General features: G+C 68.1%; 18 protein-coding genes. 8 read left to right on the top strand and 10 right to left on the bottom strand.

Translation table 11 applies throughout. The features are described from left to right. The first annotated feature begins 295 nt into the window (after nucleotides 1-295). The 3 genes from H0B54_RS14805 to H0B54_RS14795 all read left to right on the top strand — a co-directional run bounded on the left by H0B54_RS14805 (nucleotide 296) and on the right by H0B54_RS14795 (nucleotide 2,324). Nucleotides 296-1,114 (top strand): PAS domain-containing protein, encoded by an 819-nt coding sequence (locus H0B54_RS14805; protein WP_188260964.1) that lies wholly within the window; start codon nucleotides 296-298, stop codon nucleotides 1,112-1,114. 59 nt (nucleotides 1,115-1,173) lie between these two features. Further along, nucleotides 1,174-1,524 (top strand): hypothetical protein, encoded by a 351-nt coding sequence (locus H0B54_RS14800; RefSeq protein WP_188260963.1) that lies wholly within the window; start codon nucleotides 1,174-1,176, stop codon nucleotides 1,522-1,524. Between the two features lie 71 nt (nucleotides 1,525-1,595). After that, nucleotides 1,596-2,324 carry an MgtC/SapB family protein gene (locus H0B54_RS14795; RefSeq protein ID WP_188260962.1) on the top strand — a complete coding sequence of 243 codons (729 nt, stop codon included), beginning with the start codon at nucleotides 1,596-1,598 and terminating at the stop codon, nucleotides 2,322-2,324. Between the two features lie 14 nt (nucleotides 2,325-2,338). Here the strand turns inward: H0B54_RS14795 and H0B54_RS14790 are convergent, their stop codons facing one another. Genes H0B54_RS14790 through H0B54_RS14780 form a run of 3 tightly spaced genes read right to left on the bottom strand, consistent with a single transcriptional unit; the run spans nucleotide 2,339 to nucleotide 5,624 of the window. Then, nucleotides 2,339-2,830: a DinB family protein gene (locus H0B54_RS14790; protein WP_188260961.1), complete on the bottom strand. Its 492-nt coding sequence runs from the start codon at nucleotides 2,828-2,830 to the stop codon at nucleotides 2,339-2,341. A gap of 17 nt (nucleotides 2,831-2,847) precedes the next feature. After that, on the bottom strand, nucleotides 2,848-4,884 hold the full coding sequence (locus tag H0B54_RS14785) for a DNA translocase FtsK (RefSeq protein ID WP_188260960.1): 2,037 nt from the start codon (nucleotides 4,882-4,884) through the stop codon (nucleotides 2,848-2,850). Next, nucleotides 4,881-5,624 (bottom strand): PAS domain-containing protein, encoded by a 744-nt coding sequence (locus H0B54_RS14780; protein ID WP_188260959.1) that lies wholly within the window; start codon nucleotides 5,622-5,624, stop codon nucleotides 4,881-4,883. Before H0B54_RS14780 ends, H0B54_RS14785 begins: the two co-directional genes overlap by 4 nt. 442 nt (nucleotides 5,625-6,066) lie before the next feature. Here H0B54_RS14780 and H0B54_RS14775 point away from each other — a divergent pair, with 442 nt between their 5' ends. Continuing rightward, a complete protein-coding gene (locus H0B54_RS14775) occupies nucleotides 6,067-7,257 on the top strand; it encodes a hypothetical protein (protein ID WP_143271887.1) in 1,191 nt (396 codons plus the stop codon). 33 nt (nucleotides 7,258-7,290) lie between these two features. After that, on the top strand, nucleotides 7,291-8,511 hold the full coding sequence (locus H0B54_RS14770; RefSeq protein WP_188260958.1) for a hypothetical protein: 1,221 nt from the start codon (nucleotides 7,291-7,293) through the stop codon (nucleotides 8,509-8,511). 52 nt (nucleotides 8,512-8,563) lie between these two features. On the opposite strand, the gene msrA is transcribed toward H0B54_RS14770, so the two are convergent. Beyond that, on the bottom strand, nucleotides 8,564-9,205 hold the full coding sequence (gene msrA / locus H0B54_RS14765; RefSeq protein WP_172428392.1) for a peptide-methionine (S)-S-oxide reductase MsrA: 642 nt from the start codon (nucleotides 9,203-9,205) through the stop codon (nucleotides 8,564-8,566). 151 nt (nucleotides 9,206-9,356) lie between these two features. Here msrA and H0B54_RS14760 point away from each other — a divergent pair, with 151 nt between their 5' ends. Continuing rightward, nucleotides 9,357-9,806, top strand: a complete 450-nt coding sequence (locus H0B54_RS14760; protein WP_188260957.1) for an RNA polymerase sigma factor region1.1 domain-containing protein — start codon at nucleotides 9,357-9,359, stop codon at nucleotides 9,804-9,806. A gap of 12 nt (nucleotides 9,807-9,818) precedes the next feature. Here H0B54_RS14760 and H0B54_RS14755 read toward each other — a convergent pair whose 3' ends face one another. The 6 genes from H0B54_RS14755 to H0B54_RS14730 all read right to left on the bottom strand — a co-directional run bounded on the left by H0B54_RS14755 (nucleotide 9,819) and on the right by H0B54_RS14730 (nucleotide 13,678). Then, entirely contained in the window at nucleotides 9,819-10,688 is an 870-nt protein-coding gene (locus H0B54_RS14755) for a TrmH family RNA methyltransferase (RefSeq protein ID WP_246472532.1), read from the bottom strand. A 66-nt stretch (nucleotides 10,689-10,754) separates the two neighbouring features. Further along, complete coding sequence (locus H0B54_RS14750) at nucleotides 10,755-11,738, bottom strand: SDR family oxidoreductase (RefSeq protein WP_188260956.1); 984 nt, start codon at nucleotides 11,736-11,738, stop codon at nucleotides 10,755-10,757. Nucleotides 11,739-11,823: 85 nt separating this feature from the next. Then, nucleotides 11,824-12,402 carry a YqaA family protein gene (locus H0B54_RS14745; protein ID WP_094303139.1) on the bottom strand — a complete coding sequence of 193 codons (579 nt, stop codon included), beginning with the start codon at nucleotides 12,400-12,402 and terminating at the stop codon, nucleotides 11,824-11,826. A gap of 108 nt (nucleotides 12,403-12,510) precedes the next feature. Then, nucleotides 12,511-12,756 carry a hypothetical protein gene (locus H0B54_RS14740; protein ID WP_188260955.1) on the bottom strand — a complete coding sequence of 82 codons (246 nt, stop codon included), beginning with the start codon at nucleotides 12,754-12,756 and terminating at the stop codon, nucleotides 12,511-12,513. A gap of 73 nt (nucleotides 12,757-12,829) precedes the next feature. Further along, nucleotides 12,830-13,213, bottom strand: a complete 384-nt coding sequence (locus H0B54_RS14735; protein ID WP_094303141.1) for a c-type cytochrome — start codon at nucleotides 13,211-13,213, stop codon at nucleotides 12,830-12,832. Nucleotides 13,214-13,270: 57 nt separating this feature from the next. Further along, the gene (locus H0B54_RS14730; RefSeq protein WP_188260954.1) at nucleotides 13,271-13,678 is read right to left on the bottom strand and encodes a winged helix-turn-helix domain-containing protein; all 408 of its coding nucleotides are present in this window, start codon (nucleotides 13,676-13,678) and stop codon (nucleotides 13,271-13,273) included. Nucleotides 13,679-13,931: 253 nt separating this feature from the next. Here H0B54_RS14730 and adh point away from each other — a divergent pair, with 253 nt between their 5' ends. Together adh and H0B54_RS14720 are read left to right on the top strand one after the other, a co-directional pair. Continuing rightward, complete coding sequence (gene adh / locus H0B54_RS14725) at nucleotides 13,932-15,452, top strand: aldehyde dehydrogenase (RefSeq protein WP_094303143.1); 1,521 nt, start codon at nucleotides 13,932-13,934, stop codon at nucleotides 15,450-15,452. A 96-nt stretch (nucleotides 15,453-15,548) separates the two neighbouring features. Further along, nucleotides 15,549-15,926 (top strand): DUF779 domain-containing protein, encoded by a 378-nt coding sequence (locus tag H0B54_RS14720; RefSeq protein ID WP_188260953.1) that lies wholly within the window; start codon nucleotides 15,549-15,551, stop codon nucleotides 15,924-15,926. The last annotated feature ends 266 nt before the right edge of the window (nucleotides 15,927-16,192 follow it).

Below are 16,192 nucleotides of genomic sequence, written 5' to 3'. Positions count from 1 at the left end.
CAAAAGCCCCCTCGCGCCATTGGCCCCTTGGCAGGGGCGCGGGTGTGAGGGGGCACGGATCAATATGTCGTTGCGAGGCCCCTTTATAGGGAACAAGGCGGCGCGGGGGAAGGGGTGGGATGATGCGCGGGCCACATGTCTGAAACATCGCCAGCGGGCGGCGAGGCAAGGCTTGAACCTGCGTCGAAAGGGCGTCATCAATCGGGGTGCGCCGGAAACCCGGCGTTTCCCGATCCTCGCCAGCGGGAGAAGCCCGCACACCCGTTCTGACCGCCTCCGGAGTTCGCACCCCACGATGACCCACGCTTTCGCCAAGGACAGCCGCGCCTGCGCCGCCTGCGTTTCGTGGGGGGGCGACCGCGCCCTGTCGGACGACAACACGCTCGTCCACGTCGACCGCTACAGCGCGGAGGGGGAGTGCCGGACGGCGACCAGCCAGGATTACCGGAAGGTCACGCGCTCCTACCACACCTGCCCGACCTGGGCGCCGCTGCCGATGCTGAAGAAGCATGGCGGGCGCCCGGAGCGTCAGCCGGTCTTCGCCAGTCGCCCGGCCCCCACCGCCGCCAAGCCGGCCCCGGAGGCCGTGGCGGCCGCGCCGGTGCGCGCGGTCCCGGAGGCGGCGCCCGCCGTTCCGCCGCCGCCGCCCGCGCCGCCGGTCTGCCGGTCGGAGCCGCTGGATCTCGAGCAGATCCCGCAAATCGCCAGCCTGCTCTACGTTCATTGGCGGCGCGTCCGCCGCGGGCGCCCGATGCCGGAGGCGCGCGACATCGACACCGCGCAGATCCGCGAATGCGTGCCGCGTCTGTGCCTGATGGAGCCGCTGCGCGGCGGCGAGGATTTCCTTTACCGCGCCTGCGGGCGGGCGGTGCAGCGCCGGATCGGTCAGCGCGCGGTGCCGCGCCCGGTCAGCGACTGCCACCCCGCCGAGGCGGCGGCGCGTTTCAACGCCGACCTGCGCGCCTGTCTGGAGACGGGGGAACCGCGCGGCCTTCTGGTGCGCGACGACCCGATGCTGCCGGGCGCGCGCTTCGTCGAACTGCTGCTGCCGCTGGCCGACGAGGACGGCCGCCCGGCCTGCGTGCTGGCCTTCCGGCACGTGCCGGGGGGCTGACGGAGGCGGCGGTGCCCTGGAGCGCGCAACCCCCGCCGGAGCCCCCGCCGGAGCCTCCGATGCCGGCGCCCGGCGGTGCCAGGCCGGCCGGCGGGGCCGACATGGTGGGGATCTGGCCGTCCGCCGTCTGGATCGTCGTCGGCACGCTCTTCTATCTGGAACACCCGCAGAACTTCGCCGGCTGGAAGGGCGCGCTCTATTATGTGGTCGGCACCGCCGCCGTGGCGCTGGTGATCGGCCTCGTCAGCCTGAACCTGCGCCGCGCCGTCGCCGACATGCTGGCCGAGGTGTTTCCCCACCGCGACCGCTTCACCGACCTCGTGAGCCTGATGCTGCGGCTGATGCTGGCCACGGCGGAGGGCATGCTGGTGGCCCTGCTCGCCCGCTGGACTCTGGGCGCGCTGGGGTAGGGTGATCCTTCGCGAAGCAATTGGCGCTACACTGTGCTTCCTGGGGCCAGTCGTCCCGGGGGAGGAGCGTCATGCTGAACCTGTCCGCCTACTGGTCGCCGGCCGAACTGGCCGTCAACGGCGTCATCCTGCTGCATCTGGTCGGGGCGCTGGGGCTCGGCATCCTGATGGGGTACGAGCGCTCCTTCCACGGACGGGCGGCGGGGATGCGGACCTACGCGCTGGTCTGCCTCGCCTCGACGGCGCTGACTGTCGTCAACGCCTATCCCGGCCTGTGGTACGGCGGAGTCGGGAGCGGAACCGGCGGGGGCGGCGACCCGACGCGGGTCATCCAGGGCATCGTGACCGGCATCGGCTTTCTCGGCGCCGGGGTCATCATGCGGGAAGGCTTTTCCATCCGCGGCCTGTCCACCGCGGCGTCGATCTGGACGGCGGCGGCGATCGGGGTGACCATCGGGCTGGGCTTCTACGCCGCGGCCATCGGCGCCACCTTCCTGGTCATCCTGGTGATGAGCGCCTTCCAAAGGCTGGAGGCGGTGCTGCCCCACCACACGGTGGTCCAGGTGATGCTGGTGTTCGAGCGCGATCAGGCGCCCCCGGCGGAGGTGCTCCGCGTCAAGGCGCTGGAGCACGGCTACGAAATCGTGTCCTGGGCCTTTCACCTGCGCAACGGCAGCGGCCACCTGGAGTATCAGCTCACGCTCCAGGCCAACGGCACGCCGGACCCGATGGAGCTGATCGACAAGCTCGCCCACACCAGCCGGGTGGTGGAGTTCCGCCTGTCCCCGTCGCGGATGTGAGAACCCTGCGCTTCTTACTTTTCCAACAGGAAATAGGCGAAGTCGATGCTGGGCGCGGCCAGCCCGAACTGCGTCAGCAGGGTGTGCGCCTGCCCGCGGTGGTGGGTCTGGTGGTTGAACACATGGGCCAGCACCGCGGAGAAGGGCATGGCGAAGGCCTGCCCGGCCAGCGAGTGATAGTGGAGGTCCGCGGCGAAGCGCGCCTCCTCCTGCTCCGCCACGACGCGGATGAGGCGCTCGTCCTCCGCCTCGCGGGCGGCGCGCAGGTCGTCGAAGCCGTCATGGAGGATCTCGTCCAGGGCGAGGGGCATCGGCCCCTCCCCCTCGATGCGGCGCAGCCACACCCGGTCGGCCACCAGGATGTGGTTCAGCGTGCCCCGCACCGAGCGGAAGAAGGCGCTGCGATCCTCGCGGTACTGCGCGTCCGACAGCTCGGCCGCCACCGCGTAGAGGCGGCGGTTGGCCCAGCGGTTGTAGCGCGCGAACCGTTCGAAATGCGCCTTCATCGCCCTCTCTCCCGTTCCTAGACCCCGGCGCGCTTGGCCGACAGGCCGGCGGGGGACAGCAGCACCTCGCGCTTGCCCTGGTGGTTGGCTTGGCCGACCACGCGCTCCGTCTCCATCCGCTCGACCAGACGGGCGGCGCGGTTGTAGCCGATCTGGAGCTGGCGCTGGATGAAGCTGACCGACACCTTGCCCTCGCGCACCACAAGGTTGACGGCCTGCATGTAGAGATCGTCGCCGGAGTTGCCGCCGCCGCTCTCGTCGTCGTCGTCGGCGATCGCCTCCTCCTCTTCCTCGGTGATGGCGGTGACGTAGTTGGGGGCCCCCTGCGACTTGATGAACTGCACGATCTCCTCGACCTCCGAATCGGAGACGAAGGGGCCGTGGACGCGGGTGATGCGGCCGCCGCCGGCCATGTAGAGCATGTCGCCCTGGCCGAGCAACTGCTCCGCCCCGGCCTCGCCGAGGATGGTGCGGCTGTCGATCTTGGAGGTGACCTGGAAGCTGATGCGGGTCGGGAAGTTGGCCTTGATGGTGCCGGTGATGACGTCCACCGACGGGCGCTGCGTCGCCATGATCAGGTGGATGCCGGCGGCCCGCGCCATCTGGGCCAGCCGCTGGATCGCCGCTTCGATCTCCTTGCCGGCGACCAGCATCAGGTCGGCCATCTCGTCCACGATGACCACGATGTAGGGGAGCGGCGTCGGCTCCTGCGGGGTCAGGTCGAAGACGGTCTCGGCCTCGCCGGGGACATGGCGGCGGGGCATCGGTTCGCCGTTGGCGATCATCTCGGCGATGCGGGCGTTGTAGCCCTCGATGTTGCGCACGCCGAGCTTGGACATCGCCTCGTAACGGCTCTCCATCTCGCGGACGGCCCAGCGCAGCGCGATCACCGCCTTCTTCGGGTCGGTCACCACCGGGGTCAGCAGATGCGGGATGCCGTCATAGACGGACAGCTCCAGCATCTTCGGGTCCACCATGATGAAGCGGCAGCGCTCCGGCGGCAGCCGGTAGAGCAGCGACAGGATCATCGTGTTGATGGCGACCGACTTGCCCGAACCGGTGGTGCCGGCGACCAGCAGGTGCGGCATCCGGGCGAGGTCGGCGACCACCGGCTCCCCGCTGATGTCCTTGCCGAGCGCGATGGCGAGATGGGCCTGCGACTCGGCGAAGGCCGCGTGGTCGAACATTTCGCGCAGATAGACCATCTCGCGCACCGGGTTCGGCAGTTCCACGCCGATCACGCTGCGGCCCGGCACGATGGCGATGCGGGCGGTGACCACGCTCATGGATCGGGCGATGTCGTCGGTCAGGTTGATGACCGTGGCCGACTTGGTGCCCGGCGCCGGCTCGAACTCGTAGAGCGTGACGACGGGGCCGGGGCGCACGTCCATGATCTCGCCGCGGACGCGGAAGTTCCGCAGCACCGTCTCCAGCATCCGCGCGTTGCGGGCCAGGACGGTCTCGTCATGCTGCTGCGGCGGGCGCGGCGGCGGGTTCTGGAGAAGCGTGGTGCCGGGCAGGGCGTAGGGATCGTCCTCGCCAACCGGTTCGCCGTACGCCGCACCATCCTCGTCCGCGACATCCTCGTCCACGTCGTCCAACGCGACGGGGTCGTCGGCGTACTCCGCCTCCTCGTCCTCATAGGCGAGGGCATCGTCCGCCCCGTCTTCGGCCTCCACGTCCTCGGGCAGGTCCTCGGCGTCGGGAATGAGGACGTCCTCCACGTCCTCAGGCGCTTCCACGGCCGCATCCGACGCCAGGGCCGAAACGGTTTCCGCGGGGCGCGCCTCATAGGCCCATTCGACGCCGGACAGGAAGGCGAATCCAGCGACCACCGCCAGCGCCTCGTCGGCGAGGTTGGTCGAATAGACCGTGCCGGCGCGCGGGGTGCCGGGGAGCACCTCCACATCCCACAGCCGCCGCCCGTCCGGGCGCGCGTTGGGGATCAGGTTGAAGGGGCGGCCGTTCAGCGCGCACCACAGATTGAACTCGTCGGCGGTGACGACTCCCGACTGGGTCGCGGGCGCGGTCAGGTGGGGCGTGCGCGGCGTCATGCCGGGGCTCCCGGTTTCTGTTCGGTGGAGAAGGACTCGCCGTCGTCGGCGTCGTCGTCGGCAGGGGTGTCGTCGTCGATCTGGGTTTCGGTCTCGGCATCCGCGATCCCGTCCGTGTCGCCGTCGATGTCGGCGTCCTCGTCCGCAAGAGCCTCGGGTTCGGGGTCCGCCGTGTCGTCCGCGTCCGGTCCGTCCGCGTCCAATCCGTCTTCGTCCGGTCCGTCGTCGACCGGCACGTCGGCTTCCAGCTCCGCCTCCTCATCCGCCGCGTCGGGGGTGAGCGCGGCGCAGGGCGGCTCGTCCGGCGGCAGTTCGTAGGCGGCGACCAGGATCTTGTCGATGGTCTCGCCATCGCTGGACATCGGCAGCGCCAGCCGTTCCCAGCTGCGCATGACGCCGCTGAAATCGGCGGTGTAGACACGGGCGACCGGCAGCCGTTCACGCAGGAGCGAGGCGTATTCGGGGCGCAGGATGGCCCGCTGCTCCTCCGGCAGATCGTCCAGCGTGGCGCCCAGGCGCGAGTGCCCGAAGGCCGCGGCGAGCGACTGGCCATAATAGGAATAAACGAAGTCGTCGTCGCCGATGACCTCGAAAATCACAATATTATCCTTCCACGGCCGCAGGTCGGCCGGGGCGATGGTGCTGGACACCGGCGGCTTCCCGCCGATGCATTTGGTGAGCCAGAAGTCAAGCAGGCCGCTCAGGTGCGGCGTCGCCAGCTCGGTTCTTTCCTTGATCATGGATTGGGCGCGGAATGTCTCGGGCGGCGCCCCGCGGGGCTACCCCCCTGGAGCTTTCATGGACCGCCGGAACCATACCCGGAAGGGGCGGGCAGGCGCAACCGCAAGGGCGACGTTGCTCAAGGGCCGGACAAGGATTCCCGAGTGGGTGTGTCCGTGCGTCCCGATCCATCCTGTGCGCAGGCGTCGGGCGGCAAGGCGTTGCAGTAAAAAGGCTTTTTGAAGACAATTGATAATTTGCATGTAAAGGACTTTCTCAGACACCATACGTTAATATGACAAAACAACGGAAACATATGATCATGTTAGATAACAGAATATCATGCGGTTGTACTCTTTATAAAAATGGATCTTGGCAGTTGATTGCTTTCTGTCTTGGTGCTATAAAAATCCTGTCGCGATTATTTTGCTGAAATCGGACCACAAAACAAAGGAGGAAACGGTGTCATCTTTTCTCGATCTTCAAAATGGCTTCTATAACGGGCTGTGCCAGGGCCTCGGACTGTCGCAGGACACGTTTCAAATTCTGCAGCCATCGCCGCCGCTTGTGGCCAACAACAACACTTTGCTGTGGGACTACTTCAACAACATCCCGCCGCTGTCGCTGACGCAGAATTACATCGCGAGCGGCGGCAACCAGTTTTTCTCCAATTACAAGGGCATCATCGGTTCGCTGATCGCGCCGACGAACACCTTCGAGCCGGACATCGGGCCGGACAACTACAAGGCCTGGAAGAGCTACATCGCGAGCATCGTGCCCACGCCGGCGGCCAACCAGCTCCCCAGCACCTTCTTCCAGTGGGCCATGATCAACGCTCCGGCGGTGGCGAATGTCGGTGCGCAGGATCTGTCGGCGATGCTGCTCAACCCCGTCAGCGCCGCCAGCCTGGCGCTGATGCCCTACACCAGCGTGCCCTTCCAGACGCCGCCGGCTCCGCCGCCGGATTGGAATGCGGGGTATTCGGTGCTTGTCCAGCAGCTGTCGCAGGCCCCGTCCCGCTCGTTCACCTTCTCCAGCTCGACGATGAACAGCAATGTGTCGAGCAGCTGGTCGAAGGGAGGCAATTCGGGTTTCTTCGGACTCTGGGGCGGCAGCAGCTCGTCGTCTTCCCAAAGCACGAAATTCGCCTCCAGCAACGTGCAGATCACCAAGGCGACCTTCCGGCACGTCTTGACCTTCGCCGCGTCGCCGGGCAACTGGTACAGCTCTTCGGCGATGGGACTCGCCTACTCCAGTTCCGATTCGCCGCCGTGGAAGCAGGGCGCGCTTCCCAGCTGGAAGACGGTGTTCGATCCGGCCACGGGCACGACCACCCGTTTCATGGTCAACCTGATCGTGGCCGACACGATGTACATCGAGGTCACGTCGGACGCCAAGTTCGACTCCAATGACCAGAGCGTCATCAACAGCAACAAGTCGGCCGGCTTGTGGCCGTTCTACACCAGCGGTTCGGGCAGCGGCTCCTCGACGTCGGTGTCCTTCAACCAGAACGGCAACATGACCGTCACCATCACCAGCGACCCCGGGGTTCCGATCGTCCTGGGCGGCAACGTTCTGCCGGTCCAGACCTATCTGGGCCATTCGACCGCCGCTCTGAAGGCTGTGTCGGACAAGACGCTGGCCCTGGCCTGAGGGCACGGGCGCAGCCCGTTGAGACCGCGGCGAGTGGGGACCGGCCGTGCCTGCGGCCGGTTCCCTTCGCTTCATGACGCTCCGGATGGAACTCGGGAGAACGCGATGTTACGCCAACACGAAGCCGCTGCGGACACGCCAGCCGGCATGGAAGGGCTTCAGAACCGCTGGTACAATTCCGTCGTCCAATCGCTCAATCTCACGTCCGCCGCGTTCCAAATCCTTCAGCCATCCTTTGTCGTTCCTCTGACGAATCTGGGGCTGTGGCGTTACGGTCAGGAAATTCCGCAGCGTTCCCTGACGGCAAACGCCTACGATATGAGCCTGGAACGCTTTTTCGACATTTATGCATCCGTCATCGGCCAGCTGAGCTTTCCCGAATCCTCCTTCAAGGAGGACATCGGCGACGACACGTATGAGGCGTGGACCGCTTATCTTGCGACGCTCCACCCCCAGCCGTCGGCCCAGCAGTTGCCGTCGCTGTTCCTGATCTGGGCGATGACCAACGCGCCGACGGTCGCCAATGTCGGGCAGCAGGATCTTGCGGTGATGGTTCTGATCGGCTCGGCCCAGACGGCGCTGGAGCCGTATGTCGGCCCGAACGGGCAGCCTGCGGATTTCGGGGGAAGCTACGCGCAACTGGTCCAAAGCCTTGCCCATGGCATCGCCAAATCCTTCCGCTTCGACAGCAAGACGGCCAGCGGGGATGTGTCCGGGTCCTGGACCGGGGGGGTCGACACCATCGACAACGGGCTTTGGAGCGGCGCCGTTCCAGGCAACCGCCAAAGCCTGCTTTTCTCGCGCAGCCACGTGCAGGCGTCGGTCACCGTGTCGGGACTGATCACGTGGCCGCTCACGCCGGGGCCCTGGTACAACTCCTCGATGATCGCGACGGCCTATGCCAATCCCTGCACGCCGCCCTGGCCCGATCCGGCGCAACCCGCCTGGGACGCGGTCTTCGGCGCCGACGGAAGCCTGCCGCGGGTCATGGCATCGCTGGCGGCGGCGAAGGGTATCGACATTACGGTCACTTCGGACGCGGTCTATTCGCCCCTGGACCAAGCCATCATCGAAACCTTCGCCCCGCTCGGCCTGTGGCCGTTCTACCTGCCGAGCGGCATGGCGCAGACCACCGTCAGCTTCGGCGAGACCTCGGGCATGACCATCCGGACCGTCTCGACGCCGGGCGTCCCGGTCGTTCTGGGCGGCAACGTCCAGCCCATCCGCGCCTTCCTGGGGGCCGGGGCGGGGTAGGCGCCCAACAATGGGCGCCTCGCCGCGACGCGATCCACCCTCTCTCTTCCCCTCACCCCGCGCAGGTCACCCCGGTCCCGCCCAGTCCGCAATAACCTGCGGGATTCTTGGACAGATACTGCTGGTGATAGTCCTCGGCGTAGTAGAAGGGCGGGGCCTCGCGAAGCTCCGTCGTCACCGGGCCGAAGCCGGCCTGCTGCAGGCGGGCCTGATAGGACTCGCGGCTGGCCTCGGCGGCGGCGCGCTGGGCCTCGCTGTGGGTGTAGATGGCCGAGCGGTACTGTGTGCCCACGTCGTTGCCCTGGCGCATGCCCTGGGTCGGGTCGTGCGCCTCCCAGAAGACGCGCAGCAGCTCCTCGAACCCGACCTTGGCCGGATCGTAGACGACGCGCACCGCCTCGGTGTGGCCGGTACGGCCCGAGCAGACCTCCTCATAGGTCGGGTTGGGGGTGTGGCCGCCCTGATAGCCGACCATGGTCACCCAGACGCCCGGCACCTTCCAGAACTTGCGCTCGGCCCCCCAGAAGCAGCCCAACCCGAAGTCGGCGACCTCCAGCCCCTCCGGATAGGGCGGGGTCAGCGGGTTGCCGTTGACGTGATGGCGCGGCGGCACGGGAACCGGCGTGTCGCGTCCGGGCAGCGCCTCCTCCGCGCTGGGCAGGGCCAGGGGCTTGCGCATGAACATTCCGAGCATCTCGGCCTCTCCGATGGCGTAGGATTTGGGGATTATGTCGGGTGGCACCGCCCCGGAGGCAAGTCGGCGCCTTTGCACGGGAGCCTTCCGCGGCCCCGCCTGTTTATCCTTGGGAATGTTCAGTCCAAGGTGGAACCGCGGGGAGAGAACCATGACGATCGACGACGACACCCTCCAGCGCCTGATTGCCAAGGGACGCCAGCACGGCAACCGGCTCAGCGTCGAGCAGCTCGGCCAGGACGTGCCGGTGGAGACGATGACCCCGGAGGAGGTCGCCGTGGTGGTGGAGCGGCTGGAAGCCGCGGGCATCGACGTGGAGCTGACCGACGAGCGGCTGAAGCGTCCGCGGAGCGGCGGCGGTGGCGATTACCAGCGCGGGGCCGGGGTGGTCGACATCGCCAGCCCGGCGGCCCCCGCCGTCTCCGCTCCCGGCGCCCGCCCGTCCGAACATGGCTGGGCCGACGAGGGTCTGGGCCACGCCCACGGCGCGCATCACGGCTCCCGCCGGGCGCCGACCTGGGATCGCGGCGGGGTGGACATGCTGCCCGTCGTCTCGGTCCTGGTCGTGGCGCTGGTGCTGATCATCGCCCTGGGCGGCTGAGCGGTCAGGCCGTCAGCCCGGCTTCGCCAGCGCGTGGATGAGGATGGCCGCGGTCGCCGCGACGTTCAGCGACTGGACGCGGCCGGTGCCGGGCAGGGTCAGGATGTCCTCGCAGGCGGCGAGGGTGGCGGGGGGAAGCCCGTCCTCCTCGTTGCCCAGAACCACGGCGGCGGGCCGCTCGCCCTTGGTGAGGACCGCCGGGTCGGTGACCACCGCCCGGCCTCGGCCCAGCGCCGTTCCGGCCACCCGGTAGGAGTCGCGCAGTCGCTTCAGAACCATCGGCAGGTTGGCCGCCCGGTACAGCTCCACCCATTCGAACCCGCCCTCGGCGACGCGGTAGGCGGACTCCGACGGCAGGGCCTGTCCGGGATGGTCCGACACCACGACGCGCCGCAGGCCGAAGAAGGCGGCGGTGCGCAGGATGGCGCCCAGATTGTGCGGGTTGCCGACCCCGTCCAGGATCAGCAGCGGCTGGCCGTCCAACGCCCAGCGCTTCGCCGCCTCGCTGTCGAAGGCGGGCACCGGGCGCGGCGCGATCAGCGCGACGACGCCGCCGTGCAGAACCGTCCCGGCGACCTTCGCCAGCTCGTCGGCCTCCACCATGCGGTAGGGCTTGCGCGCCGCGGCCATCGCCTTGCAGAAGTCGCCGGTCTTCGCCTTCAGCCGCTCTTCGAAGAACAGCCGCTCCACGCGCGCCGCGTCATGGGCGAACAGGGCGGAGACGGCGGAGAGGCCGGCGACGCGGAACAGCTTGCCCGGCTCCTCCCGCACCTCCTCCCGGCGCATGTCCTTGCCGGCGCGGGCCGGACCGGGGCGGGCAGGGGACGGGCGGGCAAGGGAAGGAACGGGCGGACGGCCGCGCGGGGTCGTCGGCTTCGGCATGATGGGCTCTGGGCTTGCGGGAACGGGCCGGCATTCTGGACCAACCCGTTCCCGAACTCAAAGCCCTCAGTGGTTTCCGTTTTTGCTCCGCGCGTAGCCGGCATAAGCGGCCGCCGCGGCGGCCGCGATCCCGGCGACGAGCAGCGGCGACACCCAGGCGGGCGGCGGGGTGCGGAAGCCGCCGGTGACGCCGCGGCCGCGCTCCACAGGACGGAACAGGTTGCCGTCGCTCGCCGCGGCGGGCGGGGTCCGGCTGAAATGGCGGTGGGCGCCGTGGCCGGCGATCTTCTCCATCAGGCGGGGTGCCACCGCGTGCCCCAGCCGGGTCAGCGGGGTCATCGCCCCGACCATGGCCTGGGCGCGCGGGCGCAGGGCGACGGCCAGCACGGTGTCCGCCACGTCCTGCGGATCATCGTAGAAGGGGCTTTCCGCGTCCAGCTGATGGCCGGTGTAGTTGGCGCCGTGGGATATGCCCGGCGTGTCGGTGAAGAAGGGGTAGACGCCGCAGACATGGACGCCCGGCGCGTCGACCAGCTCCGCCCGCAGGCTTTCCAGAAGCCCTTCCAGCCCGAACTTGCTGGCCGCGTAGGCGGCGGCATAGGGGGCGGGCGCCCAGGCCCCGACCGACACCGTGTTGATGAGCACCCCGTGGCCCTGCCGGCGGAACAGCGGCAGCACGGCGTGGGCGGCGTGCAGCGGGCCGAACAGGTTGGTTTCGACGACGCGGCGGTGCGCCTCCAGCGGGGTGTCCTCGAACCGTCCGACAGCGCCGACCCCGGCGTTGCTCACCCAGACGTCGATGCCGCCGAACAGCTGCACCGCGCGGTTGGTCAACCGCCGGACCGCCTCCGGGTCGGTGACGTCGGTGGGCACCACCTCGGCCTCGCCGCCCAATTCCCGGCATTCCTCGGCCACCTCGCCGAGCAGGGCCTCCCGCCTTGCGGCCAGCACCAGCCGGGCGCCCTCCCGCGCGAAGGTCAGGGCGGTGGCCCGCCCGATCCCGCTCGACGCGCCGGTTATGACCACCACGGCCCCGCGCACGCTGTCCATCCATCCTCTCCCGTCAATGCCTCACTGCGGCATCAACAGGACAGGACGGTCCGGCGTCGCGGTGCTCCGGTTGGGTTGCCGTGGATCAGATCAGCTTGATCGCCAGGAAGCCGCCGATCAGCGCGACGGCGAAGGCGGTGGTGACCAGCGTCAGCCGCTTCTCGATGAAGGCGCGCACCGGCTCCCCGAACCAGTAGAGCAGGGCGGCGACCAGATAGAAGCGGATCGCCCGCGACAGGATCGAGGCGCCGATGAACACCCAGATGTTCAGCTTCGCCACACCCGCGGTGATGGTCAGCAGCTTGTAGGGGATGGGCGTCATGCCCTTGATGATGAGAATCTCCGCCCCGTATTCGACGAAGGTATGGCGCAGCGTCTCGAACTGGGCTTCCAGGTGGTAGAAATCGATGACCACCTTGCCGATCGCCTCATACAGGAAGAAGCCGATCATGTAGCCGGCGACGCCGCCCACCACCGAGGCCAGCGTGCAGATCGTCGCGATCCGCCAGGCGGCCTGCCGGTTCGCGAGCACCATCGGCACCATCAGGATGTCCGGCGGGATCGGAAAGAAGGAACTTTCCGCGAAGGAAACCCCCGCCAGCCAGGTGGTGGCGTTCTTCGAGGCCGCCTTGGCCATCGTCCAATCGTAAAGGCGCTTCAGCATGCCGGTCGCAGCCCGTGTTGTGCCGGTGAGGAGCCCCTGTTTTAGCGGGGGACCGGGCCAGCGGCTACGACCAATTCGGGGCGGCCCCGGAAAGGCTACGCCATCGGCCTAGCGGGACGCGGGCTTGCTCCCGGATTCGGCGGTGTCGGGTTCCGCCTTTTCAGGGTCGGCGCGCGACACCGGATCGCAGTCGCCGTCGCGGGAACCGCCGGGATGACCGCCCGGCATGCCGCGGTAGCGCGTGTCCGGGTTGGACCCGCCGCCGCCGCTCTGCTCGTCGCAGAGCGGCTCAATGTCGGTCTTGTGAATGTCCTTGGGCTCGGCGCCTTTTTGTCCTGCGATGTCGTCGGCCATGGCCGTTCTCCGGCTGCGGGAGTGGAAACCGGGCAACAGGCCAGCGCCGCCGCGGTTCCCGCCCCGCTGACGCTCACTTCGTCGCGGCTTCCAGATAGGCGATCAGGTCGGCCCGGTCCTCCGGCTTCACCACCCCGGCGAAGGCCATGCGGCTGTCGGAAATAACCGCCTTCGGGTTGGCGAGATAGGGGTCGAGCGTCTTGGCGTCCCATTGGATGCCGGACGCCTTCAGCCCCTCGGAGTAGTTGGCGTAATTCTCCGCCGTGCCGGCCTTGCGCCCGAACAGCCCGTGCAGCGTGGGGCCGACGCGGTTCTTGCCCGCCTCCACCGTGTGGCAGGCTTTGCACTGGCGGAACAGCTTCTCGCCGTTCGCCGGGTCGCCGTCGGCCAGGGCTGGAAGCGGCGCCGCGGCGAGAAGGACCAAGGTGGCGAGAGCGGTGCGGGCGGCGGTGCGCATGGATCGGGGGCCTCCTTCGTTTCGCCGCGGCGGAAGGTCGCGGCGTCGAGGGAGACTTTACGGATCGTCGGCTTCCGGACCATTGGACTTTGGATCATCGGATTCCGCGCCTTTCTCAGACGCCGCCTCCGGTTTCAGCGCCTCGTCCAGCCAGGCGAGGTGCGGCGCCGCGGCGCGGCGGGCCTCCTCCTCCATGCGGCGGTAGCGGGCGATCACCTCCTGTCCGAAGGCGGTCAGGCCGGTTCCGCCGCCCTCCCGCCCGCCGACGCTGGTGCGAACCACCGGCTCGCGGAAGGCGGAATTCATGGTTTCCACCAGGAACCACGCGCGGCGGAAGGACATGCCGAGCGCCCGCGCCGCCGCGGAGATCGAGCCGGTGCGGTCGATTTCCTCCAGCAGGGACACCTTGCCGGGGCCGATGGCGCCGGAGGGGTGGAGGAAGCGCAGCCGGATGTCGGTCGTCATGTCCTGGGATCTCGCCGGGAAACGGAAGGGTCTCCGCCCAAGGTAGCATCTGCCGCCCCGCGGTCGTTTCCGAATCTGGGGGGCTGCGCTTCTGCAACCAAAGTCGAATTTACCGGCCTTCCCCGAAACCGCGATAACGGCGGGGCGCTGTGACGGATACCGATCATCGGACGAACGGACACAGGGCGCACAACCCGCCAAACGTCATTCCACGACATTCAGTTCGGGCAATCCGCTTCGGGAGGAAACCGCCGTGATCCATCAGGCCCTGGAAACGCTCAGCAAGCAGGTCGCCATCCGGCCGCGCTACGACAACTTCATCGGCGGCCAGTGGGTGGCGCCGACGAAGGGCCAGTATTTCACCAACCTGACCCCGATCACCGGCAAGCCGCTGTGCGAGGTCGCCCGCTCCACCGCGGAAGACATCGAGAAGGCGCTGGACGCCGCCCACAAGGCCAAGGACGCCTGGGGCCGCACCTCCCCGGCGGAGCGCGCGCGCATCCTGAACAAGATCGCCGACCGCATGGAAGAGCGTCTGGACGTCCTGGCGCTGGCCGAGACGCTGGACAACGGCAAGCCGATCCGCGAGACGACCCACGCCGACCTGCCGCTCGCCATCGACCATTTCCGCTACTTCGCCGGCTGCGTCCGCGCCCAGGAAGGCACCATCGCGGAAATCGACCACACCACCTACGCCTACCACTTCCATGAGCCGCTGGGCGTCGTCGGCCAGATCATCCCCTGGAACTTCCCGCTGCTGATGGCCGTGTGGAAGCTCGCCCCGGCGCTGGCCGCCGGCAATTGCGTCGTGCTGAAGCCCGCCGAGCAGACCCCGATGGCCATCATGGTGCTGATGGAGATCATCGGCGACCTGCTGCCCGACGGCGTCCTCAACGTCGTCAACGGCTTCGGCATCGAGGCGGGCAAGCCGCTGGCCCAGAGCCCGCGCATCGCCAAGATCGCCTTCACCGGCGAGACGACGACCGGCCGCCTGATCATGCAGTACGCGGCGGAGAACATCATCCCGGTCACGCTGGAGTTGGGCGGCAAGTCGCCGAACATCTTCTTCAACGACGTGATGGCCGACGACGACGAGTTCCTGGACAAGGCGCTGGAAGGCTTCGCCATGTTCGCGCTGAACCAGGGCGAGGTCTGCACCTGCCCGTCGCGCGTCCTGGTGCAGGAGAAGATCTACGACAAGTTCATGGAGCGGGCCGTCGCCCGCGTCGGCGCGGTGAAGCAGGGCAGCCCGCTCGACCCCGCGACGATGATCGGCGCCCAGGCGTCCATCGACCAGCTCGAGAAGATCCTGTCCTACATCGACATCGGCAAGGCCGAGGGCGCCAAGGTGCTGATCGGCGGCGAGCGCGCCCATCTGGGCGGCGAGCTGGAGAGCGGCTACTACGTCCAGCCGACGGTGTTCGAAGGCCACAACAAGATGCGCATCTTCCAGGAGGAGATCTTCGGGCCGGTCGTGTCCGTGACCACCTTCAAGACCGAGGAAGAGGCCCTCGCCATCGCCAACGACACGCTCTACGGCCTGGGCGCCGGCGTGTGGAGCCGCGACGGCAACCGCGCCTTCCGCATGGGCCGCGCCATCCAGGCGGGCCGCGTGTGGACCAACTGCTACCACCTCTACCCGGCCCACGCGGCCTTCGGCGGCTACAAGCAGTCGGGCATCGGCCGCGAGACGCACAAGATGATGCTCGACCACTACCAGCAGACCAAGAATCTGCTGGTCAGCTACAGCCCGAAGGCCCTCGGCTTCTTCTAACCATCCTGTCTCCTCCCTGACGACCTTGGGCCGGCGGCCATTCGGCCTCCGGCCCTTTTCTCGTCCAGCTTGGATTCTATTTGGGAGCATCCGCCCATGGTCGAACGAGTCGTCGCCACACCGGCGGCCCTGGCGCTGATCGAAAAGCTGCGCGGGCTCTACGGGCCGCTGTTCTTTCACCAGTCCGGGGGCTGCTGCGACGGCAGCGCGCCGATGTGCTTCATGGACGGGGAGTTCCGCCCCGGCGGGCAGGACGTCCGGCTGGGGGAGATCGGGGGCTGTCCCTTCTACATGGGGGCGGCGCAGTTCGAATACTGGTCGCACACCCAGCTCATCATCGACGTGGTGCCGGGCCGCGGCGCCAGCTTCTCGCTGGAAGCGCCGGAGGGCGTGCGCTTCCTCACCCGCTCCCGCCTGTTCTCCGATGGCGAGGTGGAGGCGCTGCGTTCCGATCCGCGCGATATGACGAAATGATCATAGCGATTTTTCGTGGAATGCGGTATCCAGAATTCGACTTTGGGATTTTCCCCAGTCGGCACAGCCTTCGGGCGGTCTGATCCGTGTCCAGACCGGCCCCCCCATGTGGTGGTGCATATGGAACCGAACTCAGGCGCCTCCCGCGACGGCGGAAGGCGCCATTTTCGTTGCGTGGGAAAGAAGCGGTCCATTGGACCTTTGGATGAGCGGAGGCCGCGGCTCCATGCGCGGCCTCCCTTCATCCGACGAACCATTATTCATCC

The sequence above is a fragment of the Azospirillum tabaci genome (assembly GCF_014596085.1).
Taxonomy (GTDB): Bacteria; Pseudomonadota; Alphaproteobacteria; order Azospirillales; family Azospirillaceae; genus Azospirillum; species Azospirillum tabaci.
Note: the sequence above shows the minus strand (reverse complement) of the source record. Positions and strands in the feature narration are given on the sequence as shown.

Coding starts and splice junctions, on each gene's coding strand:
- H0B54_RS14805 (WP_188260964.1), top strand. CDS start 296: ATGACCCACGCTTTCGCCAAGGACAGCCGCGCCTGCGCCGCCTGCGTT.
- H0B54_RS14800 (WP_188260963.1), top strand. CDS start 1,174: ATGCCGGCGCCCGGCGGTGCCAGGCCGGCCGGCGGGGCCGACATGGTG.
- H0B54_RS14795 (WP_188260962.1), top strand. CDS start 1,596: ATGCTGAACCTGTCCGCCTACTGGTCGCCGGCCGAACTGGCCGTCAAC.
- H0B54_RS14790 (WP_188260961.1), bottom strand. CDS start 2,830: ATGAAGGCGCATTTCGAACGGTTCGCGCGCTACAACCGCTGGGCCAAC.
- H0B54_RS14785 (WP_188260960.1), bottom strand. CDS start 4,884: ATGACGCCGCGCACGCCCCACCTGACCGCGCCCGCGACCCAGTCGGGA.
- H0B54_RS14780 (WP_188260959.1), bottom strand. CDS start 5,624: ATGATCAAGGAAAGAACCGAGCTGGCGACGCCGCACCTGAGCGGCCTG.
- msrA (WP_172428392.1), bottom strand. CDS start 9,205: ATGCTCGGAATGTTCATGCGCAAGCCCCTGGCCCTGCCCAGCGCGGAG.
- H0B54_RS14760 (WP_188260957.1), top strand. CDS start 9,357: ATGACGATCGACGACGACACCCTCCAGCGCCTGATTGCCAAGGGACGC.
- H0B54_RS14755 (WP_246472532.1), bottom strand. CDS start 10,688: ATGCCGAAGCCGACGACCCCGCGCGGCCGTCCGCCCGTTCCTTCCCTT.
- H0B54_RS14750 (WP_188260956.1), bottom strand. CDS start 11,738: ATGGACAGCGTGCGCGGGGCCGTGGTGGTCATAACCGGCGCGTCGAGC.
- H0B54_RS14745 (WP_094303139.1), bottom strand. CDS start 12,402: ATGCTGAAGCGCCTTTACGATTGGACGATGGCCAAGGCGGCCTCGAAG.
- H0B54_RS14740 (WP_188260955.1), bottom strand. CDS start 12,756: ATGGCCGACGACATCGCAGGACAAAAAGGCGCCGAGCCCAAGGACATT.
- H0B54_RS14735 (WP_094303141.1), bottom strand. CDS start 13,213: ATGCGCACCGCCGCCCGCACCGCTCTCGCCACCTTGGTCCTTCTCGCC.
- H0B54_RS14730 (WP_188260954.1), bottom strand. CDS start 13,678: ATGACGACCGACATCCGGCTGCGCTTCCTCCACCCCTCCGGCGCCATC.
- H0B54_RS14720 (WP_188260953.1), top strand. CDS start 15,549: ATGGTCGAACGAGTCGTCGCCACACCGGCGGCCCTGGCGCTGATCGAA.